General features: G+C 69.3%; 24 protein-coding genes. 15 read left to right on the top strand and 9 right to left on the bottom strand.

The window, feature by feature from the left end; translation table 11 throughout:
• The first annotated feature begins 125 nt into the window (after positions 1–125).
• The 3 genes from WMF22_RS29360 to WMF22_RS29370 all read left to right on the top strand — a co-directional run bounded on the left by WMF22_RS29360 (position 126) and on the right by WMF22_RS29370 (position 1,514).
• Positions 126–533, top strand: coding sequence for a VOC family protein (locus WMF22_RS29360; protein ID WP_438031923.1), 408 nt, complete (start codon positions 126–128; stop codon positions 531–533).
• Positions 534–716: 183 nt separating this feature from the next.
• Complete coding sequence (locus WMF22_RS29365) at positions 717–851, top strand: hypothetical protein (RefSeq protein ID WP_437293325.1); 135 nt, start codon at positions 717–719, stop codon at positions 849–851.
• A 33-nt stretch (positions 852–884) separates the two neighbouring features.
• Positions 885–1,514 carry an SGNH/GDSL hydrolase family protein gene (locus WMF22_RS29370; RefSeq protein ID WP_437293326.1) on the top strand — a complete coding sequence of 210 codons (630 nt, stop codon included), beginning with the start codon at positions 885–887 and terminating at the stop codon, positions 1,512–1,514.
• Between the two features lie 49 nt (positions 1,515–1,563).
• Here WMF22_RS29370 and WMF22_RS29375 read toward each other — a convergent pair whose 3' ends face one another.
• A complete protein-coding gene (locus WMF22_RS29375; protein WP_438037350.1) occupies positions 1,564–2,226 on the bottom strand; it encodes a hypothetical protein in 663 nt (220 codons plus the stop codon).
• Between WMF22_RS29375 and WMF22_RS29380 the strand changes: the two genes are divergently transcribed.
• Complete coding sequence (locus WMF22_RS29380; protein ID WP_438031924.1) at positions 2,167–3,294, top strand: ATP-grasp domain-containing protein; 1,128 nt, start codon at positions 2,167–2,169, stop codon at positions 3,292–3,294. The two genes, WMF22_RS29375 and WMF22_RS29380, sit on opposite strands and share 60 nt — an antisense overlap.
• On the opposite strand, the gene WMF22_RS29385 is transcribed toward WMF22_RS29380, so the two are convergent.
• Complete coding sequence (locus tag WMF22_RS29385; protein ID WP_438031925.1) at positions 3,206–4,027, bottom strand: ATP-binding protein; 822 nt, start codon at positions 4,025–4,027, stop codon at positions 3,206–3,208. The two genes, WMF22_RS29380 and WMF22_RS29385, sit on opposite strands and share 89 nt — an antisense overlap.
• Positions 4,027–5,613 carry an IS21 family transposase gene (gene istA, locus WMF22_RS29390; RefSeq protein ID WP_438031926.1) on the bottom strand — a complete coding sequence of 529 codons (1,587 nt, stop codon included), beginning with the start codon at positions 5,611–5,613 and terminating at the stop codon, positions 4,027–4,029. Before istA ends, WMF22_RS29385 begins: the two co-directional genes overlap by 1 nt.
• Positions 5,614–6,081: 468 nt before the next feature.
• On the opposite strand from istA, the gene msrB reads away from it, so the two are divergent.
• On the top strand, positions 6,082–6,480 hold the full coding sequence (gene msrB, locus WMF22_RS29395; protein WP_437293329.1) for a peptide-methionine (R)-S-oxide reductase MsrB: 399 nt from the start codon (positions 6,082–6,084) through the stop codon (positions 6,478–6,480).
• Positions 6,481–6,647: 167 nt separating this feature from the next.
• On the opposite strand, the gene WMF22_RS29400 is transcribed toward msrB, so the two are convergent.
• Positions 6,648–7,772 carry an ATP-grasp domain-containing protein gene (locus WMF22_RS29400; protein ID WP_437293330.1) on the bottom strand — a complete coding sequence of 375 codons (1,125 nt, stop codon included), beginning with the start codon at positions 7,770–7,772 and terminating at the stop codon, positions 6,648–6,650.
• 118 nt (positions 7,773–7,890) lie between these two features.
• On the opposite strand from WMF22_RS29400, the gene WMF22_RS29405 reads away from it, so the two are divergent.
• Positions 7,891–8,940 (top strand): iron-containing alcohol dehydrogenase family protein, encoded by a 1,050-nt coding sequence (locus WMF22_RS29405; protein ID WP_438031927.1) that lies wholly within the window; start codon positions 7,891–7,893, stop codon positions 8,938–8,940.
• Positions 8,941–8,954: 14 nt separating this feature from the next.
• Here the strand turns inward: WMF22_RS29405 and WMF22_RS29410 are convergent, their stop codons facing one another.
• Positions 8,955–10,076 (bottom strand): DUF3500 domain-containing protein, encoded by a 1,122-nt coding sequence (locus WMF22_RS29410; RefSeq protein WP_438031928.1) that lies wholly within the window; start codon positions 10,074–10,076, stop codon positions 8,955–8,957.
• A 1,143-nt stretch (positions 10,077–11,219) separates the two neighbouring features.
• The gene (locus WMF22_RS29415; protein WP_438031929.1) at positions 11,220–11,417 is read right to left on the bottom strand and encodes a hypothetical protein; all 198 of its coding nucleotides are present in this window, start codon (positions 11,415–11,417) and stop codon (positions 11,220–11,222) included.
• Between the two features lie 93 nt (positions 11,418–11,510).
• On the opposite strand from WMF22_RS29415, the gene WMF22_RS29420 reads away from it, so the two are divergent.
• Entirely contained in the window at positions 11,511–13,511 is a 2,001-nt protein-coding gene (locus WMF22_RS29420) for a DUF4041 domain-containing protein (protein ID WP_438031930.1), read from the top strand.
• 97 nt (positions 13,512–13,608) lie between these two features.
• On the opposite strand, the gene lepB is transcribed toward WMF22_RS29420, so the two are convergent.
• Entirely contained in the window at positions 13,609–15,060 is a 1,452-nt protein-coding gene (lepB, locus tag WMF22_RS29425) for a signal peptidase I (protein ID WP_438031931.1), read from the bottom strand.
• A 170-nt stretch (positions 15,061–15,230) separates the two neighbouring features.
• On the opposite strand from lepB, the gene WMF22_RS29430 reads away from it, so the two are divergent.
• The 3 genes from WMF22_RS29430 (at position 15,231) to WMF22_RS29440 (ending at position 18,710) form a co-directional block, all read left to right on the top strand.
• Positions 15,231–16,208, top strand: coding sequence for a phosphotransferase family protein (locus WMF22_RS29430; protein WP_438031932.1), 978 nt, complete (start codon positions 15,231–15,233; stop codon positions 16,206–16,208).
• 6 nt (positions 16,209–16,214) lie between these two features.
• A complete protein-coding gene (locus WMF22_RS29435) occupies positions 16,215–17,579 on the top strand; it encodes an MATE family efflux transporter (RefSeq protein ID WP_438031933.1) in 1,365 nt (454 codons plus the stop codon).
• Positions 17,580–17,840: 261 nt separating this feature from the next.
• Positions 17,841–18,710 carry a hypothetical protein gene (locus WMF22_RS29440; RefSeq protein ID WP_438031934.1) on the top strand — a complete coding sequence of 290 codons (870 nt, stop codon included), beginning with the start codon at positions 17,841–17,843 and terminating at the stop codon, positions 18,708–18,710.
• A 123-nt stretch (positions 18,711–18,833) separates the two neighbouring features.
• On the opposite strand, the gene WMF22_RS29445 is transcribed toward WMF22_RS29440, so the two are convergent.
• Complete coding sequence (locus WMF22_RS29445; protein ID WP_438031935.1) at positions 18,834–18,983, bottom strand: hypothetical protein; 150 nt, start codon at positions 18,981–18,983, stop codon at positions 18,834–18,836.
• Positions 18,984–19,187: 204 nt separating this feature from the next.
• On the opposite strand from WMF22_RS29445, the gene WMF22_RS29450 reads away from it, so the two are divergent.
• The 5 genes from WMF22_RS29450 (at position 19,188) to WMF22_RS29470 (ending at position 23,620) form a co-directional block, all read left to right on the top strand.
• The gene (locus WMF22_RS29450; protein ID WP_438031936.1) at positions 19,188–19,811 is read left to right on the top strand and encodes a glutathione S-transferase family protein; all 624 of its coding nucleotides are present in this window, start codon (positions 19,188–19,190) and stop codon (positions 19,809–19,811) included.
• Positions 19,812–19,996: 185 nt separating this feature from the next.
• A complete protein-coding gene (gene xseA, locus WMF22_RS29455) occupies positions 19,997–21,640 on the top strand; it encodes an exodeoxyribonuclease VII large subunit (RefSeq protein WP_438031937.1) in 1,644 nt (547 codons plus the stop codon).
• A 4-nt stretch (positions 21,641–21,644) separates the two neighbouring features.
• Positions 21,645–21,953 carry an exodeoxyribonuclease VII small subunit gene (xseB, locus tag WMF22_RS29460; protein WP_437293338.1) on the top strand — a complete coding sequence of 103 codons (309 nt, stop codon included), beginning with the start codon at positions 21,645–21,647 and terminating at the stop codon, positions 21,951–21,953.
• Positions 21,954–21,972: 19 nt separating this feature from the next.
• The gene (locus WMF22_RS29465) at positions 21,973–22,521 is read left to right on the top strand and encodes a tyrosine-protein phosphatase (protein WP_438031938.1); all 549 of its coding nucleotides are present in this window, start codon (positions 21,973–21,975) and stop codon (positions 22,519–22,521) included.
• 10 nt (positions 22,522–22,531) lie between these two features.
• Positions 22,532–23,620 (top strand): HisA/HisF-related TIM barrel protein, encoded by a 1,089-nt coding sequence (locus WMF22_RS29470; RefSeq protein ID WP_437293340.1) that lies wholly within the window; start codon positions 22,532–22,534, stop codon positions 23,618–23,620.
• A 73-nt stretch (positions 23,621–23,693) separates the two neighbouring features.
• Here the strand turns inward: WMF22_RS29470 and WMF22_RS29475 are convergent, their stop codons facing one another.
• Positions 23,694–25,244 (bottom strand): outer membrane protein assembly factor BamB family protein, encoded by a 1,551-nt coding sequence (locus WMF22_RS29475; RefSeq protein WP_437293341.1) that lies wholly within the window; start codon positions 25,242–25,244, stop codon positions 23,694–23,696.
• Positions 25,245–25,307 lie beyond the last annotated feature (63 nt).

Raw genomic sequence — 25,307 nt, forward strand, 5'->3', positions numbered from 1 at the left:
CAGGCAACTCTTGTCCTCGGTAGTTTTTGGCTGTCCGCTCAGCGCCGCTCTCTCCGGCGCGTCCGTACAGGTCCTCCCGCGCGTTGTCGCTTGCCACGGACGACCGCAAGAGGTACCTCGCACCGATGCCCAAGGACGCCAGAGTCTTCGTGTTCGATCACGTCTCGGTCGGTGTCGAGAACCTCGAACGTGCTGCGGAGTTCTACGACGCCTGTCTGGCGCCGCTCGGTTTTGTCCGGCTCTCGCAAAACGCCCGTAGCGTGGGGTACGGGCCCGAGGGATACGAAGCTGAGCCGCCCTTCGCCATCGTCGCGTCCGGTCCTGACGTGAAGGCGCCCGGTCGAGGCTTCCACCTCGCCTTCGTTGCCCCGAGCCGCGAGGCGGTCGATCGCTTCCATGCGGAGGCCCTCAGCAAGGGCGGTGTCGATGAAGGACCGCCCGGCGTTCGCGAGAACTACGATCCCGGCTACTACGCGTCGTTCGTTCGCGACCCCGACGGCCACCGGCTAGAGGCGGTGCTGCACGAACGCTGACCGTGCGGCCGCCGGCCGGCTCGATCGCCAACCTGCTGGGCGGGGGCCTCGAGGCCGATCGAGGCTCCGCCCAGCCCGGCCGTTCCGGCCGGTCCGGCCGCCGCGGCTCTTGGAGCGCCGGGCGTACGAACTCGCGGACGAGTTCGAGCTCGAGTCGTGATAGAACGGACGAGAGGGGTCGCCATGCGCCGGATCATGTACGTGGAGAACAAGCGCGGCGGGCTCGACGGCGACGGTCCGCGGACCGCCGGCACCACGCGCCGCAACGACGAGCGGGTCCGGGGCCGCGCCCGCTCCCGTCCACGGCCGAGCGCATGATCGCGGACGCGACTCATTTCACGGGAGAGAATCATGTCGTCTGTCGTTCTCTTGGGTGATTCAATCTTCGACAATGGTTCGTATACCAACGGCGAGCCCGATGTCGCATCGCACCTCCGCGCTCTCTTGCCCTCCTGGCGAGTCACCCTGTGTGCGGTCGACGGTACGACCACTTCTGATATCGGACCCCAGCTCGATCGAACACCGAAGGACGCGACCCACGTCATCCTCTCGCTTGGCGGGAACGACGCGCTCTCGAACGCCGACATTCTCGGACTGCCCGTCCGGTCGACGGCCGAGGCTCTGGACATATTCCGCGAACGCGTGGACGCGTTCGCGCAATCCTACTCGTGGGCGCTCGAGGCCGTCGTCGCGCTCGGTCGACCGACCACGGTCTGCACGATCTACAACGGCAACCTCGCTCCCGGTGAGGCGGAGCGAGCTCGCATCGCCTTGATGACGTTCAATGACGTCATCCTCCGTCAAGCTTTCTCGCGCGCGCTCGACGTCGTCGACCTCCGCCTTGTCTGCTCGGAGGTGGGGGACTTCGCGAACGCCATCGAGCCGTCGGGCGCCGGCGGCTTGAAGATCGCGCAGGCGCTCGTCCGCGCGCTGGGCGCCGCCGCAGTCCAGAAGCGAGCGACGACCGTGACCGCCGGCTAGAAAGCCGTTGCGGCTGCGCGAGCCGAACGCCGTTTCGACTCGGCGCCAGTCAGAAGGATGTCACTTCAAACCCATCCTGACCGCCAAAGCGGACCATGAGCGCGCGCGCCGTGCCGGGGCGCAGCGCCCGCACGAGCGTGCTCTGGGCTTCGCGTAGACAGCACAGCAGGTCCGGTTCCACCAGACCGTCCCGCACCTCGGCCCGCGCGATGCCGGTCCCGTCGCGCCGTCGCTCGATGCGGAGGAATACCTCGCCGTGTCCACTTTCCCGGATCATGCATCCACTGATGAGTGCGTGGTATGACTCCCTCGAAACATCCGTCACGCCACCTGCGTTCTCTCCTGTAGTCACCGAGAGCCAGCTTCGCTCAAGCGCGGCGGAGTATCCATACGCCTCCGCACGAGATAACTCGTAGCCGGCTTCGCAGAGCTCCTGGCGGCTGTAGCACGCCGCTACCTGCGACGACGGCGGCCCCGACGTCAAGCACGAACGGATGCCGCAGAAAGGGGCAGCGCGCACGAAGAACGCCCCGTCGCCCCACATGAATTTCTGCCGCCGCTCCGGATGCACCGGCGTCGACGTTGCAGGGAAAGGGGCAGCGCGCACGAAGAAACCCAGGTCGCCCCACATGAATTTCTGCGGCGGCTCCGGATGTGCCGGCATCGACGTTCCAGGAGGCCGAACGACGATCTGAAGCGCTTTACCGGACAAGTTCTTCGCTTCTCGGAGTGCGTGGCCCTGTTTCAAACTCTACGAGGTGCAGCGAGGCCGGTGGAGCCCACGTCCGAGGTCGTGCTTGGCGAACCGCGTGAGATCGATGGAGAATGGCGGCTGTTCGTCGTGGACGGTGAAGTTGTGACAGGTAGCATGTACCGGCCGAGCGGCGATTCACACCTCCCTCGCGAGCTGATCGACTTCGCGGAGAGAGCGGCCTCGCGATGGGCGCCGGCGAGCGTGTTCGTTCTTGACGTGGCGCGGGTCGACGGCGCGTGGAAGATTGTCGAGTGCAACTGCTTCAACGGAAGCCGTTTTTTGCTCGGCAGACGTGGAGCGCGTCGTACGAACCGTCTCCGAGCATCAGGAGCGGGCAACCTAGATCATGCCGACCTCTGCCCAATCAGGCGCTGGTGCCGACGGGCGCGTCGCGCCCGCGGCGCAGCGCAAGGTCGTTGGACTGGTGCCGGTGACCAGGTGAAGCCATGGCGTGGAAGACTCTGCTGGATGATGCCCGATGGAACCACCGAGACGCCCCGGCCCGTGCCGACGAGCTCGTTGGGCGGGCCATTCGCTCTGCGGAGGCGGAGACCGAAGCAGCGGAGCGCGTGCGCGCGTTCGAGTCGATCGCCGATGCCACGTCGCAGGGTCATGGGGCCACCCCGTCGCAGGGTCATGGGGCCAGGGGGAGACGCCGTGATCGGTCTCGACCATGCCCGAGACCGCGAAGCGTGTCGAGGTCCCCGGAGCCGGGCGCGCAGCGACCGGCGACGTCTCTCTTTTCGCAGGGTCATGGGGCCACCCAGGCGCCCCGGTAGATCCCGAGCAGGGTCCGCGACGCTCAGGAGCTGGCAGGTACACCCCGCCCCCGGCGAGACCCGCGCTCCCGTCGACGAGGGTGGGCGAGGCACGCCGATCGGAGCGAGGGGTCAGAGGCGCGGCCCCGGGCTCGACGTCCTCGCCGGGGCCGCAGCGGTCATCGCCGCCTGCTGCGTGGGTGGGTGGGTGGCTTGCTGCGCGCGGGCACCGGCGCGGCCGTGGCGCTCTCGTCGAGCTTCGGCTTGAGCCGCGGTCTGTACGACTCCCCCTCGATGATGAAGTCGAACGCCGCGTTCTTGAACCGATCGACGGCGCTCTGCGCGAGCAGCACGTCGTCGAACATCGCGAGCCACTCGGCCGTGTCGCGATTGCTCGTGACGATCATCGAAGCGTTGCCTGTGCGTTCGAGGAAGAGCTGGTACACGTCGCGGCTCTCTTCCTTGTTCATCGCCTCGAGCGCGAAGTCGTCGAGGATGAGCAGGTCGACGGTCGTGAGCGCGACCATCTCGGCGTCGCGTGAGTTGTCGAGTCTGCTCTGGCGCAGCCTGCGCAGCATCGCGTCCGCGCGCAAGAAGCGCACGCTGTAGCCGTGCTGGCACGCGAGGTGTCCGAGCGCGTTCGCGAGGTAAGTCTTGCCCACGCCGACAGAGCCGAGGATGACGATGTGCTTGTGCTCTTCGAGGAAGCGTAGGCTCGTGAACCCGCCGAGCAGACGCTTGTCGAAGCTGACCTTCGCGGTCTTGTCCCAGAGCTCCAGGCGCATGGCCGGATCGAGCCCGGCGTCGCGTACGCGGCTCTCCGTCGCGCTGGCCTCGCGACGCGCGATCTCGTCGGTGAGCAGCATGAGCAACAGCTCCTCGTGTCCCATCGACTGCTTCTCGGCGACCAGGAGACGCTCGCGCAGCGTCGCCGCGATGCGGCCGAGACGAAGGCGCTTGAGCGCTGTGATGAGCGCAGGGTCGACATCACTCGAGCTCATCACGAGTCCTCCTTGGTCGCGGCAGCCGCCGGCATGCGCGTCGCGAAGTGCTCCGTGCTGCGCGCGAACCGCGGCGCGGGCAGCGCAACGACCGTCCGCTGCCCCGTGGACGGTGACGCCGGCGTCTTCGCGGTCTCGAGCATGCGCGCCACGCGCTGCACGTCGACGACATCAAACGCGAGCGCGCTCTGGCAGATCGCCTCGACACGCCCGTTACCGAACTTCTTGCACAGACGCAGCAGCGCGTAGACCAGCCGCATGCGCGTCCAGGGCAACGGCACCGCGAGCAGTCGCTCAGCGTAGACGCCGACGTGCACTCCGCACTTCTTCGCGCTCGCGATGAGCGAGGCGACGTCGCGCACCGCTGCGACGTCCTTGCCCATGGGGTAGTCGCTCGGATCGGTGGAACGCTTGCCCGGCGCGACGCGCGCGTGCACTTTCACGAGCTCCGTGCCGGCGTAGATCCTCACCGACGCGCTGTCGGCGCGGACGCGCACCGTGCTGCCGACGTGGCGGGTGGGCACGCTGTAGAGCGACCGGAGCACCTGCACGTGATGATCGGGGTGCACCTTTGCGTCGGTCCAGTACGGCACGTCGAACGGTGCTGCCGGCGCCGGCTTCATGCCGCTCCTCTCGCGCGCCTCGAACACCTCGCGCGGTACCTCGCGCGTCGTGCCGTGGACGCGCGCGCCGGCGACGTCGCGGCACCACCGCTCAGCCGACGCGCGCGCGTCCTCGAGGCTCGTGAACGATTCGCCGTCGAACCAGCTCTCCCGCACGTAGGCGACCTGATTCTCGACACGTGCCTTGTCTCTCGGCGACCTGACACGCGCGGCATCCACGAACAGCCCGCGCGTCTGAGCGTAGTCGAGGAAGGCCGGCGCGAGCACGGGGGCGAGCTCGTCGGCGCGCAGCACGATGGCCTTCATGTTGTCCGGGATGATCACGCGCGCCATCGCATCGAAGAACCGCCACGCCGCATCCAGGCCCGCGCACACCGCCACGGTGGTCTGCTCGAACGACGGCCACACGAACTGGTAGCGGCTGTACACGAGCGTCACCACGAGCACCCACAGATTGCGAACTCGCTGCGTCGCAGGATCGAACAGCCTGCCCATGAGGCCGAAATCGACCTGCGCGACCTCGCCGGGCTCGGTATCAGCGACACGAACCGTCGGCGTCTTCTTGCGCCACGCGAGCTCCTCCTTGGCGAAGCGCCAGAGCGTGTCGTAGCTCGCCGTGACGCCGTGGTCGCGCTGGAGCAGCGTGTGGATTTTCCGCAGCTTCAGCGGGCGAGATTGGGCGAGCCAGGCCTCGATACGCACGCGATGCGCGTCGATCTGCTTCCTCTCGTCGCTCGCGTCGGGCACCGGGCGCGCCTGCACGCGCTGGGCGATCGCATGAATCTCCTCGTCCGTCGGCTCGCGGTCGCGCGGCAGTGGCAGCGTCGCTGCGGCCTCGAAGTACCTGCCGACCGTCTTGCGATCGAACCCCGTCTCGCGCGCCACCTGACGCGCGCTTTGCCCCGCCGCACGACGGCGGAGCATTTCCTTGATGTCAACCATGATCAGCTCTCGGTAGGGCATCGGGCTCCTTCCGACGGCGACCCGCGCCGTCGTCGGAAGGAGCCCGTCTCAGATCCCGACCGCGGCGTCCCGAGCTGGCCCCATGACCCTGCGAAAAACCTCGGAAGCTGGCCCCATGACCCTGCGAAAAACTAGGTCACGCCCCCGCGCGGGTGGCCCCATCCTCCTGCGATTGGGGTGGCCCCATGACCCTGCGAAAAACGCCGTCAAGTGGCCCCATGAGCCTGCGAACTGGCAATCGCCGACTACCTTGACGGCCGAGAGCGGTGGGCGGAGGCGTCCATGGTCTACGGCCGACTGATACCTCTGGACTATGAACGCGATCCCGAGGATGAAGCCTGGCTAGCGCGACAAACGGGTTGAGGCCGCGCGCCAACAGCGAGAAGCTGAGACGCCAGAAGACGCATGTCGGCCGCCGACGCCGAGCCGAACGGGCGTGACACCAGAACTCAACGATGGGATCCAGCGATGGCAGACAAGAAGATCTCGAAGACCGAACCCGAGTGGCTCTTGCTGCTCGGGCCGCATCGCTACCGAATGCTCCGCTACGGCAACACCGAACGTCCGTACACGGGGCAGTACTGGAACCACCACGGCACGGGCGTCTATCGATGCGCCGGCTGCGGCACCCAGCTCTTTTCGTCGCAGACGAAATTCGACTCTGGGACGGGCTGGCCCAGCTTCGGCGCAGTCCTCGACGAGAAGCGGATCGAGCGCCGATCCGACCGGAAGCATGGCCTCGATCGGGTGGAGGTCGTATGCGCGCGCTGTGATGGACATCTGGGGCACGTCTTCGATGACGGGCCAGCGCCGACGGGCGAGCGCTTCTGCATCAATTCCGCCTGCCTCGAGTTCGAAAGCGAATGACGCGCTAGGCGGCGAACGTCACGTCGACAGCTGGGCCGTGACCGGCAGGTCCCGCCGAGCGCCGCTCGGAGCGCCCGGGGTGTCGCCGGGGAGTGGGATGCCCTCGGCCACGAGGCGCTCCAGCTGCTACATGGCCGGTCGGCCGGCTGGACAGCCAGGCAAACCGATTACCCGAGCAGCCATACCGCCGGGCTCTGCTCGACACGTTCGCCGGCAAGTATCGCAGCGCTGTCGAGGATCTGGGTCCACGGCAACGCTGCGTACCCGGCACGGTGGGCGAGGTCGGCGCCGAGCGCAGCGACAAGCAGGGCGTGCGCCGAGGGCACGTTGTAACCCGCTGCATAGAGTGGGTTGAGCTCGAGGACCACTGGCTGGCCGCCTCGAACGAAGGCCACGTCAGCCACGTAGTTCGCCGGGAGATCAGCCGTGAGGAGAGCTGGGACGACGGCGCGAACCGCCCGCTGCACCACGTCGCGCCTGGCAGTGAGCTCATCGGCGAGGAGCCGGCGCGCGTCGTCGATGAGGACCTCGAAGGGGCCGTGGTAGCTGGCCATGAGGAGGCGGCCACCCAGCACCGTCAGCCGCACTTCGAAGGGCACCCGGATGGCGTTGCGATCGCCGGGCAGGGTGGCGAGCTCGATGCGCTCGAGGTCGAGGTGCTCGCGCAAGGCGAGGCCGCCGACGTCGAGAGCGACACGCAGGCGGCGGACCACCTCGAAGACCGTGGCCTCGATCTCCGCCTGGTTGCTGCCGTAGTAGAGCTCGGGGTTGGCGGACTTGGCCGACGAGTAGAAGCCGCGGACGAAGACCCCGGCGTGGGGATCGATCTCCGCATCGAAGAGGGCGCCGTAGATCGCCTCCGTCAACAGACGGCGCACGGCCGCGGGAGAGTCGATCGCGGCAGCGACGGCGGCGTCCACGGGCAGCAGCGCGGTGCGCGGCGTGGGGACACCGGCGTTCGTGAGGACCGAGTAGAATCGATCGAGCCCGAGGACCCGCTCCACATGCTCGGGGAGGTCGAGCACGCACGCGGCGCCGGCAGCGACCGCTCGAGCGAAGACGGCGTGGTATGCGGCGCGGGGTAGCATCGGCAGATCGATCCAGGACAGACTGCCGCGGACCCCCTGCGGCGCGTCGAGCTGGGCGACGTCGCAGACCGCGAGGTCCCAGCCATGTAGGCGGGCGAGCTGGGCCCAGAACGCATGGCGACGCCGGATCATGGCCACATTGCGGGGGTCGGCCTGGGCATCGAAGGCACGGTTGAGGTCGGAGAGGAGAGCGACGCGGGACACGGGTCGAGCATCGCACTTTCCCTGGATCAGGACGACTCGGCGCCCCTCGGGCTCGGCCGGAAGTAGAGCAGCCCGCGGCGACTAGCCGCGCCGCGGCGGCGGGCCTAGGAGACCGCGCATGGCCGCAGCCACCCAGATCGGCATCCCCACGCTGGTGCGCATCAAGCCCGGGGCGCTCCCGCGCAGCGGGCTCTACCTCGCGCGGGCGGCGCGCCGCCACGTCCTGCTGCTCTCGAGCGCGGGGACGCCGGCCGCCATCGAGGCGGCGATGCGCGAGGGCCTGGACGCGCAGGCGATCGAGGTCCTGGCCCGGTGCGAGGTCGCCTCGGCCAGCGTCGAGGAGGCCTCGGCGCTCCTGCCCGCGCTCCCCGCGCGCTGCGACGCGATCGTCGGGCTCGGCGGCGGCCGCGCCCTCGACACGGCCAAATACCTCGCGTCCCTCGCCCGGCTGCCGTTCCTCGCCGTGCCCACCTCGCTCTCGAACGACGGCTTCTGCAGCCCTTCGGCGAGCCTCACGGTGGGCGGCAGGCGCCGCTCGCTTCCGTGCGCGGTGCCCTTCGGCGTGGTGGTCGACACCGAGGTCTGCCTGCACGCGCCGGAGGTCCTGTGGCTCTCCGGCGTGGGCGATCTGGCGGCCAAGGTCACCGCGGTCCACGACTGGAAGCTCGCGTTCCACGCGCGCGGGGAGCCGGTCGACGACTTCGCCGCCCTGCTCTCGGACGCGACCGTGTTCCAGTTCATGGCGCGCCCCCGGCGCGACCTCGAGGGCATGCGCCTGCTCGCGACGGCGCTCATGCTGAACGGAATCGCCATGGAGATCGCCGGGTCGTCCCGGCCGGCGAGCGGCAGCGAGCACCTCATCTCGCACGCGCTCGACCAGACCTCCGGCCGGCCGCGGCTCCACGGCCTGCAGGTCGGCACGGCCGCCTACGTTGTCAGCCAGCTCCAGGGGCGGGACACGGACCTCATCGCCGCCGTCCTCGACGCGACGGGCTTCTGGGAGGCGATCCGGGCAGACCCGTTCTCGCTCGACGAGTGGCTCGAGGCGGTCCGCGTCGCGCCGGAGATCAAGCCCGGCTACACCACGGTCCTCTCCTCCCGCGACTGCGTATCCGAGGTCGAGGCGATCCTCCGGACCGATCCGCGCCTGAAGGGGTGCTTCGCCTGACCCGCCAGCCGCGCTCAGGGGGCGCCGTGGCCCTCCTGGAGGTGCCGCGCCAGCAGGCTGTCGCCGAAGTCGTCCTGGAGGTCGCGGAACACGGTGTGGATGTGATCACCGCCGCGGTTGTCGTACTCGATGAGGTGGGTGGGGCCGTGGATCCGGTAGTAATGCGACTGCTTCGGCGCGGCGCCGCCCGCCCAGGCGAAGTGCAGGCGCTCCACGCCGGCGCGCGCGATGCGGTCGAGGTGCCCGTCGGCGACGTCGGCGGGGAAGTTGCGGGCATAGACCTCCAGGAGGCGCAGCAGCGCGGCGCGCTGGGCCGGGGTCATCTCGGCGGCGGGCAGGCCGTCGAAGCTCGCCAGCGCGGCCCGACGGGAGGCCTCGGTCACGAGGTCGGGCGGCGCCGCGGGGGCGATCACGGCGCGCTGGCGCTGCGCGGGGGTGAGGGAGGCGAGGAACGCGCGGCCGAGATCCTCCTCGATCGCGAGCACGCGCAGGCCCTTCCGAGGACCCGAGGGCACCTCGGCCGGGTTGGCGCCCAGGAACGTCGGGGTGGTGGCCACGCCGCCTCCTGCAGCGGTGAAGTTGAGCGAGACGTGGTGTCCCTCGAAGCGAAAGCCCCACGGGGCCCGGGGCCCGGGCTGGCCGAAGAGGGCGAGGTGGTAACGGCCCGGGTCGCGGAACGCCGGGTTGCCCTCGATGCCCCCGAGGATGCCCTCGAGCAGCAGGACGCCCTCGACCTTGCGGTAGCCCTCCGGGCCAAGGCTGGCCCGGAGCAACGCGTGCGCCGCGCTGCGCTCGCCGCCGTCCATGTCGCCGATCGCGAGGCCGGCGCGGCGGCGCGGGACGTAATGCCAGTCCTCGCGCTCGCCGCTCTCGAACGCGAGCAGCGCCCGGCCGCGCGCCTCGCCGCCGAGGCCGTCCAGGAAGGCGCGCGCGGAGGCCGCGATCGCCTCGGCCGTGGCGCGCCCCGCAGCGCCGCCGGGCGGAGGCGCGGCGCCCGGAGGCCCCGCGGGCGCCGGAGGCTCGGGCGGGGCGGGCAGGGCGGGCAGGGCGCCCTGCCCGGCGGCCCGCTGTGCCGGCGCGGGCGGGCTGCCCGGCGCGGCAGCGGGCTCGCCGGCCGGGCCTTCCTGGGTTCGCATGCTGTTGCACGAGGTCGTCGTCACGAGCGCGAGCAGGATCGCGATCCACGAGCCCGGCCCGGACGGGCGGGCGCGGCGCGGCTGGAGCGCACGCGGGGCCGCACCGGCCCGCGCGATCGTGCCGTCACCGGGCTGGCGAGGCGATATCCCGCGGATCGAGGTGTGGCGCTCACGTCTGCCGGTACGCGGCTCAGGTGTCGAGGTGCGCAAGCGCGGTGATGATGCGTTCGGCAGTGTCGGCAGGCCAGGGAAAGGCGGCTCACGGCACGTTGGCAAGTTGCTCGGCGCTTCCTGGGTCAGCGCCTTCACGCCGCTGTTCCTCGCCGTCACCGGCCTGGCGTACACCCTCGACATGCCCGACCTGTACCATGCTCTGGCCCACCGGCTCCGGCCTCATCGTCGGCCTGATCTATGTCAGCGAAGGCGCCGTCCGCCGCAACCTGCTGCACTACGGCCTCGGCACCTGACTCGCCCTGTTCTCCACCGCAGCGCTCTTCCTCGGCACTCCTGGCTTCTTCTGGGTCCTCGCCATCGCCGGCGGCGGCTATGTCGTCGCCACGGTCCTCGATCGCCGTCGCCTGACCGCGCGCGCGAAGCACGCGCAAGCCCATCCGGCATGAAGCGGAAGGTGATGTGATCGAGCGTCGGCGCCGCGCCCTCCAGCTCGCGGGCGCGGCGCATTGCACCGGTCGACTCGGTCTTGCGCGCCGCGACGCATGGGCCGCAGTACATGCGCTCGCGCTGCTCCAAGCGCCACTCGCTGGCGCAGGCAAGATGGATTGAAGGGCATCGTGTCGATGCCAAACGGCCCGCCTGCGACCATCCCCGCACCCCGATCGCCGACGCCGGACGGCCTGCACGTCACGAAAGGTCGCTCAGATCGGCCCTTCCTCGCTGCCCGACGCCCGTCGATGCGCACGGCACGGCTCCTTCCAAGAGACTGCACGGCGAGACCGTCGCCGTCGCCGAGAGCGATGCCGGTCCCGTCGTCTGGGACAACTATGAGCGCCTGCTCCCCATCACGGGCCGTCGGTCTCCTTGACAAGGCAGGGGCAGCGTCAGGTACGCTGCCTTTCCACGATGCGTGAGCGCGGCACGACGGGGTGGGGTCGGAGCTCAAGGCGCTCCGCGCTGAGGCGGCGGTCAGCGATCAAGGGGCCTGATGACGCCGAGAAGGCCGCGGTCGATGACGTGGGTGGAGATCATCGTGGTCCGCGCGAGCTCCTTCTTGTGCCGCCGCGCGACGACGTCAAGCTGGGCGTGCAGATCGTCGCGCGCTCGAGCGGAAAGCCGTCGCCGGCCGACATACGGGCGCTCTGTCTGGGTCGCAGCTTGCCCCACTCGTCCCTGCCTCCCGACAACGCTGATCGTGCCATATATCGCCTTCTAAAACAGGGGTAGACATTCCGACCTCTTACGGATGGAGCACATTGGATGCAGCCCTTCGACGACCTGGCTATCCCGCATTCGATTGAGATTGTGGACGCTCAACGCGCCGTCTGGATCGCTGGCCCGAGGTGCGTGCGCCATGAGGTCGTCGGCGAGATTTATAACCCGGACCAGATGCGGCGAGTAGTCTCCGCCGTGCACGGCCGAACGGACGCGCTCATCCAGGCATGGCTGCTACCCGATCCGCATAATCCGCACGATCCAAACGCCATCATCGTCTGGGTGCTCGGCGGGAAGGTTGGCTATCTGCCGCGCGAGCTGGCGTTTCAGTGGAAGCCCATCTTCGCTAGTTTATATGGCCGGTACGGAGCCCACGTGGCCTGTCAGGCGCAACTCGATCCGCCGTCCCACTCGAATCAGGGGTCCTTCGGCGTGGTGGTCTGGCTCCCTGCCTTGCCATCGCCTCAACCAGCGCCGTCGCAGCGCGTAGCCTCGTCAATGACCGCACCAGCGCCGCAGCCCGCGGCTGTGGCCCGGCCAGCCGTCGTCTCAACGCCGCCCGCGCAATCCCCGCCGTCCGCGGCGGCCGTTGCCGGGCAGTCGCTGCCGTTGGCCGCACAGGAGCTGGAACAGCTCCGCACCGAGTTGAGGGCCGCTCGGAGCGATATCGCCCGCACGCAGGCCGAGGCGAAATCAGCGCAGGATGCAACCGCCGCAGCGCATCGAGAGCTCCGGGCCGCCCAAGAGGCACTCAAGGCCGCGACGCGTGATCCCGACGAGCTCGAGCGGATCCGAGGTGACATCGTGCGCGCCAAGGCGGAGTTCGAGGCCGCGGATCGTGCGCTTCGCTCCATCGAGGAGGCTCTCGACATCCAGTCGTTCGGCTTCTACACGCCCAAGTATGGGTTCGAGTCGTCCGCACAATACACTGCCCGCCTCAAGGGAACGCGCGACGAGCAGCAGATGCTCATCAAGGAGGACAAGGCGGCGCCGTGCGACACGAAGTGGTCCGTCGGCGGTAGCGCAGCGGAGGGCAAGAAGATGATCCGCCAGCAGTCGAAGCTGATGCTGCGCGCCTTCAACGGTGAATGCGACGCTGCGATCGCGAAAGTTCGGTATGACAACGTCACGACGCTGGAACAGCGGATCACGAAGGCCTACGACGACATAAACAAGCTCGGCGAGGTCCAGCGCGTCTTCATCTCGCGTCGGTACTTCGACCTGAAGCTCGCCGAGCTGCACCTCGTGCACGAGCACCGCGAGAAGGTCCAGCAGGAGAAGGAAGAGCAAAAGCGCATCAAGGAGCAGATGCGCGAGGAGCAGAGGGCCCAGGAGGAGATCGATCGCGCCAAGGCCGATGCCGAGAAGGAGGAAGCCAAGTCGGCAGCCGCGCTCGCTCGGGCACGCGCGGAGCTCGCCGCCGTGGACGCAGCTGCGGCCGCAGAGGCAGCCAGGATCGAGGCCGCGGGAGTCGAAGCGGCCGCCGCGGAAGTCGCGCGCGCCGCGACGGCGAAGCAGCACGAGAAGCTCGAAGCCCTCGTGAACCGTCTCGAAACTGACCTCAAGGACGCGCTCGATCGGAAAGCGAAGGCGATCGCGCGCGCGCAGCTGACGAAGTCCGGCCACGTCTACGTGCTGTCGAACATCGGTTCGTTCGGCGCCGGCATCTACAAGATCGGCATGACACGCCGGCTGGAGCCGCTCGAGCGTGTCGAAGAGCTCGGCGACGCATCGGTGCCGTTCCCGTTCGATGTGCACGCGATCATTTACTCTGAGGACGCGCCTGCGCTGGAGGGCAAGCTCCATCGTGCCTTCGCGGCTCGCCGGGTCAATATGGTGAACCATCGCAAAGAGTATTTCCGCGTCACGCTCGAGGAAATCCGCGACGCCGTCCAGAGCCTTCACGGCCTCGTGACGTTCCTGCTCGTTCCAGCGGCCGAGGAGTACAGGAAGACGCAGGCGGCTGCGGACGCGTCTCCCACTGGGCTCGCTGCTGCTCCACCACCAGAGCTCGCTCCCGCGGTGAGCTCCTTTGCGGGGGGTTGACGCGCCCCGGTCTGCTCGAGGACGTCCGCCGACCGACCTGCCGCGGACGCTGAATCAGGTGCGCATCGCATCGGCGAGGCGCCGCGAGGGCAGCCCCCTACCGCACCGCGAGCCCGGTGCGCTCCCAGCGGCCCAGGCCCTTCGCATCGATGGAGAAGTAGATCACGGCGGCGACCCCTTCGATGGCCTCGACGGACACGGGGCCGAAATGCCGCGAGTCATGCGAGTTGTCCCGGTTATCGCCGATGACGTAGACGCTCCCTCGAGGCACCGTCGCATCGATCGCGGCGCTCGACGCAGGCACGCCGGGGGTGCGCAAGATCGGATAACGCCTCCCGTCGAGGGTCTCTTGCCATAACTCATGAATCTGCCCGTCGTCTCCTGAGATGCGGTGCTCCGCGCCGACGAGCTCCGAAGGCACCTGGCGACCGTTGATCCGTAGACCGCGATCATCGATCTGAACACGATCTCCTCCGGTGGCGATGATCCGCTTGATGAAGCGCTGGCTCGGGTTCGCCGGGGAGCGGAACACGACGACATCGCCCCGGCCGGCCCGCTCGCCACGCTTGTCTTTCAGCACGAAGAGGTGGTCGCCCGGGATCACGGTCGGGCTCATGCTCCCGGAAGGCACCTTGAACGACTCGATCACGTGCCGCCGCACGGCGAGCGCCGTGCCCGCGGCGCGCGCAGGGTCCGTCGCGATCTCGACCCTCATGACGAAGCCGTCGGGAGGAGCCGCCGCGACCTCCAGCGCCTCCAGGCCCGCCGCCCCGCCCTGCCGGGCGGTGGCCAGCGCCTCGCCGAGCCGCGTTCCCGCGAGCGACGCGTCGGAGCGACCGGGCGACGATAGCCTCGCCTCCAGGTGATCGGTGACGGTCGCGACGAGCTCGATCGGGGCACTGGCGGCCCCGAGGTCGGCGACCACCGCGGCGCCGCTGCGGGAGAGCGCTTCGTCCAGCCGCCGCGCGAGCGCCTCCTTCGCGCCTGGGCCGTCAGCGAGGGCGCCGGGTGTCGCGACGCGCACGCCGCCGTGGGGCAGCGGGACGATCTCGAGCGGACCGGCGCGGAGCCTGCCGCCGTCCTGCTCGGCTTCGAGGAGGCAGCCCACGTCCTCGATCGTGAGCGAGCCCAGGATGTCGGCGCGGATCTCCGATGGCTCGGCGACGGCGATCTGAACTCGCGAGATGCTCCGCTCGATGTCCACCCCGCACCGCGCGGCGCCCCATCCGATCACGGCGCTGACATCGGCGGCGGGCAGCGCCTTCAGCTCGATCTGCGCGAGCAAACGCGTCCGTGCAGGCACCCGCTCCGCGAACGTCCGCCGGTCCTCAGCCGGCTGGGGCTCCGCCGGCCCCGCCGGCGACGGTCCGATCGCCGCGCTCGGTCCGGGCGTGCTCCCGCCGCAGCCTGCGAGGGCGAGGAGATAACCCGCCGCGAGGGCAGACGCGACAAGGAACGAACCGCGGACGATGCGACGAGCGCGGATCGCCTCGATGCGCCTGGTGAGCCCCCCGCGACTCCAGCTCTCCTCGGGATCGTATGTCGGCATAGGGCGCAGGATAACCCGCGTGAGCCCCCGCCGGCCACGCCGGCGACTTCAGCCCCCTCGCGCTCCGGGCCCCGGCACACTCCAGGTCGCGACTTGACAGCTCCCCAGGATCCAGCACAATGAACGTTATTTCGCTCATCCCAAGGGCCGCCAATCGACGAAGGAAGACCGTGGAGAGCAAGACCAAGAACACGAAGACACGCCCGCAGATCGCGGCCATGGCCGCCAGGGCGTTCGGCGGCATGGCGCTCGCGGACGGCGAAGACGCCGTGGTCGAGCTGAAAGACGGCTGGTTCAATGCGGCTTACAGCGTCCGGCTCGCCGATGGCCGGGAGGTCATCCTCAAGATCGCGCCGCCGAGAGACGCGGAGGTCATGTTCTATGAGAAGAACATCATGGCCACCGAGGTCGCCGCCATGCGCCTGGTGCGGCGAAACCCGGCCATCCCGGTGCCCCAGATCTACCATTTCGACGACACCCGCGACCTGTGCGACTCGGACTACTTCTTCATGAAGAAGATCGCCGCGGACAACCTCGAGCACGTGAAATCGAGCCTCTCCCCCGAGACGCAGGCGTCCATCGATCTGCACATCGGCGAGATCGTCCGGGCGATCAACGGCTTCACCGGCACCTATTTTGGTTATGATGGGAACCCGGACCTGCGCGCGAGCACCTGGCGCGAGGCGTTCACCAGGATCATGGAGTCGGTGCTGGAAGACGGCGCCCGCAAAGGCGTGGCGTACGACCAGGGCTACGAGGAGATCCGCGCCGCCGTCCTCAGGCACGCCCCCGCGCTGGACGAGGTCACCACGCCCTGCCTCGTCCACTGGGACGTCTGGAACCCCAATGTCTTCGTCAAGGAAGGCAGGGTCGCCGGCATCATCGACTTCGAGAGGGCGCTCTGGGCCGATCCCTTGATGGAGGCCCAGTTCCGGCTGCTCTCCGCCGAGGGCATCACCAGCTGCATGCGCGGCTACGGCAAGACCTCCTTCACCTTCGAGGAAGAGCGGAGATGCCGCCTGTACTCGCTGCACCTCGCCCTGGTCATGAACACGGAGTGTTACTACCGCAACTACGACACCGATTCCGTCCTCAACCTCTCCAGGCAGTGGATGGGCGAACACATGGCCTGGCTGAGCGCAAACTGAACGCTCATGGGCGAGAGCTCCAGGGTTGAACGTCTGGGGACCGAGCGGGTCGGGAAGCTGCTGCTGGAGATGTCTTCCCAGACCACGCTCTCGCTGCTGGTCTTTGCCATCTACAGCCTGACGGACATCTACTTTCTCTCCGTGGGCGTCAACTCGCTGGCCGCCGCCGCGGCCTCGATCATCGCGCCGGTCCTGATCGCCCTCGGCGCCGTCGCCACGACCGTCGGGGCCGGCGGCGCGTCGGTGGTCTCCAGGGCGCTCGGCGAGCGGGACGTGGAGAAGGCCTCCCGGACGGTGGCAAGCACCTTCCTGATCTTCTGGGCGGCGGCGATCACCATCACGGTCCTGGGCTCGGTCTTCATCGAGCCGATCGTCTATCTGCTCGGGGCCACCGGCAGCATCGCCCCCTATGCCATCGAGTACGGGCGGATCATCTTCCTCGGCGCCATCGCCGGCACCGGCTACTCGGCCATCGTCAGGGCGGATGGCAACGCCAGGTACTCGACCGCCATGTGGATCATCCCGATCTGCGTCAACATCGTCCTGTGCTGGCTCTTCATCCTCGTCCTGCAGATGGGCGTCTCCGGCGCCGCCCTGGCGACGATCTGCGGCCAGGCCACCTCGGCCGGCATGGGCCTCCACTTCTTCTTTTTCAGGAAGAACCGCTCCTATCGGATCAAGGCGTCTTATTTCAAGCCGGACTGGCCCATCCTCATCGAGGTGGTGAAGATCGGGTCCCCCTCGCTCATCAAGAACGCCAGCGTCAGCCTGATCGCCATCGTCACCAACAACCTGCTCCGGCGGATCGGCGGCGACAGCGCCCTGAGCGTGTTCGCGATCGTGAGCCGGCTCTACTCCGGGATGCTCGCGCCGCTGACCGGCATCGTCCAGGGGATGCAGCCGCTGGTGGGGTACAACTTCGGCCAGAAGAAGCTCGAGCGGGTGCGGGAGGCCATCCGGCTCTCCCTTGGCGCCTCGGTCGTCTATGGATCGCTCGTCTGCGGCGCCTGCCTGGTGATGCCGGCCGCGCTGATCGCCCTGCTCTCCAGGGAGAGCGCGATCATCGCTGAAGGGCAGACCGCGTTGCGGCTGCTGGCGCTCTCTTACCCCCTGACCGGCGTGGCCATGGTCACGGCGGCCTCGTTTCAGTCGGTGGGCCGCGCGAGGGAGGCGCTGCTGCTCACCCTCGGGGGCATCCTCCTGGTCAAGCTGCCGGTGCTGCTGCTGGCCTCCCGCCTGTTCTCCCTGACCGGCATCTGGGCCTCCGAGGCGATCTCGGAGCTGATTCTTTGCATCGTCTCCTTCGTGCTGCTGAAGAACGCCCACGCTGGTTCTGGGCATGGCATGGCAAGAGCGCCTGACGCAGGCTGAGCGTTGTGGAAAGGCCGTCTCCCGCTGCACCCACGGGGCCCTTCATCGGACCCACTCCGTGACGGGATAGCCGTCCACCACCCGCCCAAACGTCGCTGCACGCTCGGGCGCGTCGAAAAGTTGCTCTCGACGGTCGACGCCCACGTCGTCGTTGACTTCCCTTGCCCGTGTATGTGAGAACGCTCACCGTGAGGGGGCCGCTGAATAGATCAGCGTTTAGGCGCCTTCACGGCCACAGAGCGCCACTACATAAGGATGCACATGAATAGCGCGTCGAAGCGAATCTGGAAGATGTCGTGGATGCTGCCTGTCCTGCTCATGGGGACCGGCTGCATAGCAGCCGCGGATGAACAAGCGGGTGACGAGCAGGCGGACGACGAGACTGTCGCCACGGCCGAGCAGGCATTCAGCGGCTACTGGACCGCGTCGTGGGCAGACGACTCGAGCACGCCCCCCTTGCATCTCGGCACGGACACCGACAGGACCTGCTTTCTCTCTGGGGTCGGCGGGACCTTCTCGTCCCAAGCTGGTACATGGCCTGACGGTGACGTCAGAGTGTCGGTTTTTCGCTCCGGCGGCGACTGGTATTTGGACACGCACGCCGGTTTCCCCCACTTTGAAATCAAGGGGACCGCCATTTGCCTTCCCAGCGTCGCAAACCGGACAACGCCGGTCCGCTGGTCGGAGGGGCAGCCGGCGCAGGTTCTGGCGCCAGTCACTACCCTTCGGAGATGTGGTCTGATGAGCGTGCTGAACCAAGATACTCTCGGCAACGACGACAACTGGAAGGCCGCCGGTGACGGCGTGATGATCTGGAACGACGGCACCAACTGGTACATCGGCGGCACCGGCCACGCCGACGGGATCGGCGGATGCGTGGACGTGACCTACAACTTCATCTGGAACGCGACATGGGCGCCGACAACGGGCACGAGCACGCTCAATGTGCTCCAGCAGATTGACGGGGGGACGAACCCCCTCGGTACGCAGTGCTTCCTCACTGGTGTCGGCGGGCGCTTCTGGTGGTCTGACTGGGACGACGGCGTCTTTATCAACTATGACCCCGGGTCCCATTGGTGGAGCGTGAAGGTGACCGACGACAAGACGGCGCACGTGGCCTGCGTCCAGTAGGCCTCTGCGGCCACGCCACGCCGCCATCCTGTCGTGTTATCGGAGGCGCGTCGCAACCCGAGTTGACCCCCGTTGATCAGGTTCGTTGACCCCTACGGACGGTCGCGTTCGACCCCGCAAAGCCTACAGCAAACTGTCCTTGGCGCCGCTTCGTTCGCCGACCAGCAGCACCTCGTCCGCGAAGCCATGGAGGTCTGCGACACCCGGCTCGTCCGTGTCCTCCTCCGGTGAAGCCTCGTCGATCGCCTCGACCTGGCCGTCAGGCTCCGGCACAGGCCGCGCACGGCCTCCAGGGCCCCCGAAGGAGCATGCAAAAGCCATCCCTGGCCGAGCATGTCCATTGACACTCGTCACGAGGCGCCGTTAACTGCTCGCCTTCCGGCGGCCACCGTCGCTGCCGAAACACAGCAGGTCCGGACGTAAGTAAACAGAAGCAACGATACCAGCCGCGGCGCGCGGCTGAGGAGGGAGGCATCGATGAAGCTCTATGAGTTCGCTCCTACCCGCTCGATCCGTGTGCGCTGGGCGCTCCAGGAGCTGGGCGTGGACTTCGAGACCGTCCAGGTCAACCTCCGGGCCGGCGAGAATCGCCGCCCCGAGTTCCTCAAGCTCAACCCAGCCGGCAAGCTCCCCGTGCTCGTCGACGGCGACCTCGTGCTCACCGAGTCCGTTGCCATCGTGCTCTACCTGGCCGAGAAGTACCCCGACAAGGGCCTGCTCCCGGCAGACCCCAGGGAGCGGGCCAAGGTCAACCAATGGCTGCTGTTCGCGGCGACCGAGCTGGAGCAGCCGCTGTGGCGCATCGCGCGTCACAAATTCCTGTATCCGGAGGACAAACGCCTGCCTGGCGACATCTCCCTCGCCCGCGACGACTTCAAGGCCATGGCAGACGTGCTGGAGAAGCACATGGAGCAGCGGCAGTTCGTCGTCGGTGACCGCGTGACGGTGGCCGATCTCGTGATGGCCTACACCCTCGACTGGGCCAACGAGGCCCACCTCCTGGACGACTTCCCGCAGCTCCGGACCTACATGGACCGGATGTACGCGCGCCCTCACGCGGCCCCGCGCATCGCCCAGGCGTTCGCCAGCCTCAACGCGTGAGGGGCAGGCGGCTGGAGGAGCTCTCGTCCTCGAGGCCGAGGGCTTGCTCGCCGCCGTGGCGCAGCGCGCGCCCGGCCGCCATGCAGCGCGCGCTCGGCCACCGCGGCGCGGCCGCGCGCCCCGGCAGGTCGGCCGGGAGATCCCCCGCGATGCCCGTGCGCGACCCGCGATGATAGAGTGGCGCGATGAGCCGCCGCGTCAGCAGCGACGGGACCGGGAGCCTCCAGATCCACTTCGCCTTCGATCGCAGGCTGGTGGAGGTCGTGAAGTCGCTCCCGTCCCGCCGCTGGAATCCCGAACAGAAGACCTGGCGCGTCCCGGAGACGCACGTGGTCGCGGTGGTGGAGGTGCTGCTCGCCGAGGGGTTCGGCTTCTGCGAGGTGACGCAGCGCCTCTACCGGGAACGCGGCGGGGCCCTCGCCCTCGACGAACGGGGCGTCACGCCGATCCCCACCGTGGAGCCAGCCCGAGCCGATGAGCCGCGCAATGGGGACGCGCGGCCGAGGCCAGCGGTGGCCGCGTCCGACTTCACCGTCTCGAAGCTCAACGGGCAGGTCCGCGCCGCGCTCGAGGCGGCGTTTCCAGCTTCGATCTGGCTGGTGGGCGAGGTCTGCGGGTACAACCGGGCCGCCCACAAGAGCATCGTCGGCTTCGAGCTCGTCGAGCGCGACGCCCTCGGGAAGGAGATCGCCCAGGTCAAGGCGACCCTCTTCGAGAGCGCGCGCGCCGAGATCGAGCGGCGCCTCGCCGCGGCGGGCCACCCGTTCCAGATCGAGGACGAGATCCAGATCCGCGTGCGCGGGCGCGTGGAGCTCTACGTCCCCTGGGGCTCGTACCGGTTCCTGATCGAGGACCTCGACGTGGGCTACACGCTCGGCGAGGCCGCCCGGCGGAGAGAGGAGATCGTGCGCCGGCTCGCCGAGGAAGGGCTGCTCGATCGGAACCGCTCCCTGCCCTTCCCCGCCCTTCCCCTCCGCGTGGGGCTCGTGACCAGCCTGGGCTCGGACGCCTACAACGACGTGCTCGGCACGTTCAGGGAGTCAGGCTTCGCGTTCCGCGTCGTGGCGCACGGCGTGCGCGTCCAGGGGCGGCAGACGGAGCCGTCGGTCCTGAACGCCCTGGACTACTTCCGGGCCCGCGCCGCGGAGCTCGACGTGCTGCTGATATGCCGCGGCGGCGGCTCGCGCACCGACCTCGCCTGGTTCGACTCGGAGCCGATCGCCCGCGCCGTCGCCACATTCCCCCTCCCCGTTGTCGTCGGCATCGGCCACGAGCGAGACATCTCCGCGCTCGATTTCGTGGGCTTTCGCGAGAAGACCCCGACCGCCGCGGCCGCGATGCTCGTCAAACGCGTCTCGGACGCGCGGGATGAGGTCGAGTCGTCGCTGCTGAGCATCCTCGACCAGGGCCGGCGGGTCCTCCGGTCGGCCTCGTCGGATCTCACCCGCCGGGCGGCCCGGGTCCCGCGCTCCGCGTCGCTGCTCATCGCGCGCCGCGCGGGCCAGCTCCAGGAGGCGGTCCGCCAGCTTCGCCAGGGGGCGAGGCGCGATCTCGACGCCGCCTCGCATCGGGTCGACGAGATGGCCTCGCTCCTCGGCCCGCGCTCGTCCCGGCGGCTCGCGCTCGAATCCGAGCGCCTCGAGTCGCGCGAACGGCGCCTGCGCCTCCTCGATCCGCGGCGCGTCGTGGAGCGGGGATATGCGATCCTGCGCACGACGGAAGGGGCGGTGCTCACCGACGCGGCGCGCGCGCCCCAGGGGACGACGCTCATCGCCGAGCTGAAGCAGGGCGTGCTGCGGCTTCGCTCGGACGGATCGGAGGAGACATAGGGTCATGGCAAAGCCGAAGCGCGGGACGAAGGAGCTGTCCGAAGGGGACACGGCAAGCCCGCAGCGCGCCACGAAAGAGGTCTCGTATGGCGAGGCGTCGTCGCGCCTCGAGGAGATCTTGCAGAACATCGAGGAAGGTCAGGTCGACATCGACGCGCTCTCCGCGCTCGTGAAGGAGGCCGCGGATCTGGTGACGCTCTGCCGCCAGAAGATCCATGCCGCGGAGATCCAGGTGCAGACCATCACCGAGCAGCTCGAGCGCGAGGCGCCAACGACCACGGACGCGGACGACGAAGACGAGGACGACGAGTAGCAGGGCGCAGGCGACCCCCATGAGCGCGACGTTCCGGCCCGCCAACTACCGGGATGTCGGCGAGATGCTCGGGCTCTGGCTCGACGTCTCGCCGATCCCCGCCGGCCGCCTGCTCCGCGGCGGGCGATTCGACCTCATGACAGCGGCGAGCGATCTCGGTTTCCCCGGGACGATACTGAACCTCCGGCGCGGCGCCGATCCCGGTCATCTCGAGGGAATCAAGGTTGTCCACGTCGCCGCGGAGGACGACATCGAGAACTACGACACGCGGCAACGACGGGTGACGAGCTGGATTGGAAAGGCTCTTTCCTCGCTCGCGGCCCCCGCCCTCCCCTGGCCTGTCTACGTCCACTGCACGTCGGGGAGAGATCGGACCGGGGTCGTCATCGCGGCGGCCCTGCTGGCGATCGACGTACCGCGGCAGGTCGTCGCGGAGGAGTACATGCTCAGCGACGGCGCCGACCGCATCGCCATCGATCGGGCCATCGAGGGCATCCTGGAGTGGCTGCCGTCCGCCGAGGTCGACAGGGCAAGGCTGCGGGGCGCGCTGACCTCGGGCGAGTGCTAATCATCTCCCCGTGACCTCACCGCTGCTCTCTCCTTTCTCGTTCCCGAACGGCATCACCGCCAGGAACCGCGTCTGGCTCGCCCCGCTCACGAACGGGCAAAGCCATGACGACGGCTCCCTGGGCGACGACGAGCTGCGCTGGCTCTCCTACCGCGCCCGAGGCGGCTTCGGCGTCGTCGAGACCTGCGCAGCCCACGTGGCCGAGGACGGCCAGGGCTGGAAGGGCGAGCTCGGCGTCTTCGCCGACCGGCTGCTGCCCGGCCTCCGCCGGCTCGCGACCGAGATCGCCGCCCAGGGCGCGCTCGGCCTCGTCCAGCTCTTTCACGGGGGCCTCCGTGCCAATCCCCAGATCTCCGGCCTGCCCACGTGGAGCGCCAGCGCCGTCGCCGAGCCGGACCTCCCCGTGCCTCGCGCCGCCACCGAGCAGGACATCCTCGCGGTGATAGGCCGCTTCCGCGACGCCGCGACGCGGGCGCACGCCGCCGGCTTCGCGGGCGTGGAGCTCCACGGCGCCCACGGCTACCTCCTCGGCCAGTTCCTGTCCGCCACCCAGAACCTCCGCGCGGATCGCTGGGGCGGCGCGTGGGAGAACCGGGCTCGCCTCCTGCGAGAGACCCTCCGGGCGGTCCGCGCCGCGGTGCCCGCGCCCTTCGTGGTCGGCGTGCGCCTGTCGCCCGAGGACTGGGGCCAGGCCAAGGGGCTCGATCTGGACGAGAACCTGACGCTCGCGCGCTGGCTGGCCGAGGACGGCGCCGACTTCCTGCACCTCTCGCTGTGGGACTCGAGCAAGCCCTCGCAGAAGCGCGGGGACACACACCCGCTGCCGCTGTTCCGCGAGGCGGTGGGGGCGAGCCTGCCGCTCGTGGTCGCCGGCGGCGTCTGGACGCGCGCCGAGGCCGAGGCGCTCCTCGACAAGGGCGCCACCGGGGTCGCGCTGGGGCGCGCCGCCATCACCAACCCCGACTGGCCGCAGCGGATCGCCGACCCCGCCTGGCAACCCCGGAGACCGCCGCTCACGCGCGCCGAGCTGTACGAGCGCGGCGTCTCGGAGACGTTCGCCGGGTACCTGCGGAGGTGGAGAGGCTTCGTGGCCGACTGACGGCCACCGGCGCCCGCGCCTGGCACCACGGCACGGCCGGGCTCCGGTGTCCGCCGTCCGGCGGCGGGCAGCGCTACGGCAAGTCGAACGCGAAGAGGGTGTTGCCCGGCGTGCCGATGCCGAAGCTCTCGTAGCCGCTCCCCCAGAACACCGTACCGCGCACCACCGCCGGGCCGGCGTTGACGGAGCCGTCGGCCGGATGGCTCCAGAGGACGTCGCCCGTCGCGGCGTCGAGCGCGTGGACGTCGCCGCTCATCGAGCCGCCGTAGAGCACGCCGTTCGCGACGGTCAGCGGCCCCCTGGTCTGCGCGCCCGGCGTGGGATCGGGCGTCTGCCACAGGATGTCGCCCGTGGCGGCGTCGAGCGCGCTCCACGAACCCCAGTGGATGACCTCCCCGGAGGGTTGCAGCGTGTAGTCGACCTGGCCGTTGTTGCCGATCGGCACGTAAATCCTGCTCTCGTCGACGGCGACTCCCCACATGATGCCGCCCAGCTCCCCGCCGGGACCGACCAGCGTGCTCCACACCACGCTCCCGTCGTCCCGATCGAGCGCCCAGAAGATACCGCTCTTCTGGCCGGCGCCGACCAGATCGCGGCGCTCCGCCCCCTGGCCGGCCGTGAAGAGCGTGGCGCCCGTGCCGAAGTCGTAATCCGGGCCCGCCGGATCGGGGCACCAGTCGCCGCCGAAGTAGCAGGCGCCCGTCCAGGCGTCGAAGCCCTGGAGCCGCCGCGCCCACTTCAGCGCGCCGGTGCGGAGGTCGAGCGCGAGGACGGCGTCGATATAGTCGTCCGGCGCAAGGCAGGCCTCGGCGGCGACGGGGTCGTCGCCGGCGGCCTCCACGCACGCGGACACGGACGGCGGCACGGTGTAGTTGTTGCCGGTGGTCACGTACAGCGCGCGGCGCTTGAGGTCGAGCGACGGCGCGCCGCCCCACACGGCGCCGCCGGTGTAGCCGGCGGGCACCGTGTAGCGCTTCCAGAGCACCGCCCCGGTCCCCGCGTCGAGGGCGACCACGCTGCCGCGGAAGCTGCAGCACGGATAGGCGTTGTCCGCCGCGAAGAGCTCCTCGCGCGAGGAGACGCCCACGTACACGCGGCCGCCATGCACGACGGGAGACTGCGTGATGATCGCCGCGGGGTGCGTGTCGAGCTGCCTCTTCCACAAGAGCGCCCCGGTGCGCGTGTCCACGGCGACCATGTGCGCGCCGGCGAGGGTGCCGAGGAAGAGCGTGTGGCCGTGGAGCGCGGGGGTCGTGCGCGAGACGGCGCCGGCCGTGCCCGTGAGGCCGGCGATCGTGCGCGTCCAGATCGGGTGCCCGGTCCTGGCGTCGAGCTTGTACAGCTTGCCGCCCCCGTCCGGAAAGTAGACAGCGCCGTGGTCGACGGCCGGCGTCGCGGGGACGATGCCGGTCGTGGTGAAGGCCCACTTCACGGCGAGCGATGCGACGTTCGATGGCCCGATGTCGTGCTCGTCGCGCGCGTGGTGGGTGTTGGCGAGATCGTAGCCATAGACGGTCCAGCGCCCGGCGCCCGTGCCCATGGCCGTGCTCCCGTGGACGACACTGAGCAAGGCAAGACACAGGGCGGCCCCGATCGCGGACCGGACCCAGAAGATGCGCTTCATGGTGCTCCTCCTGGGGCATCGAGGTGAGCGGCGATCGGCCACCCGACACGCCAGTTCCGTCGC

The sequence above is a fragment of the Sorangium sp. So ce204 genome (assembly GCF_051526795.1).
GTDB classification, from domain to species: Bacteria; Myxococcota_A; Polyangia; order Polyangiales; family Polyangiaceae; genus Sorangium; species Sorangium cellulosum_B.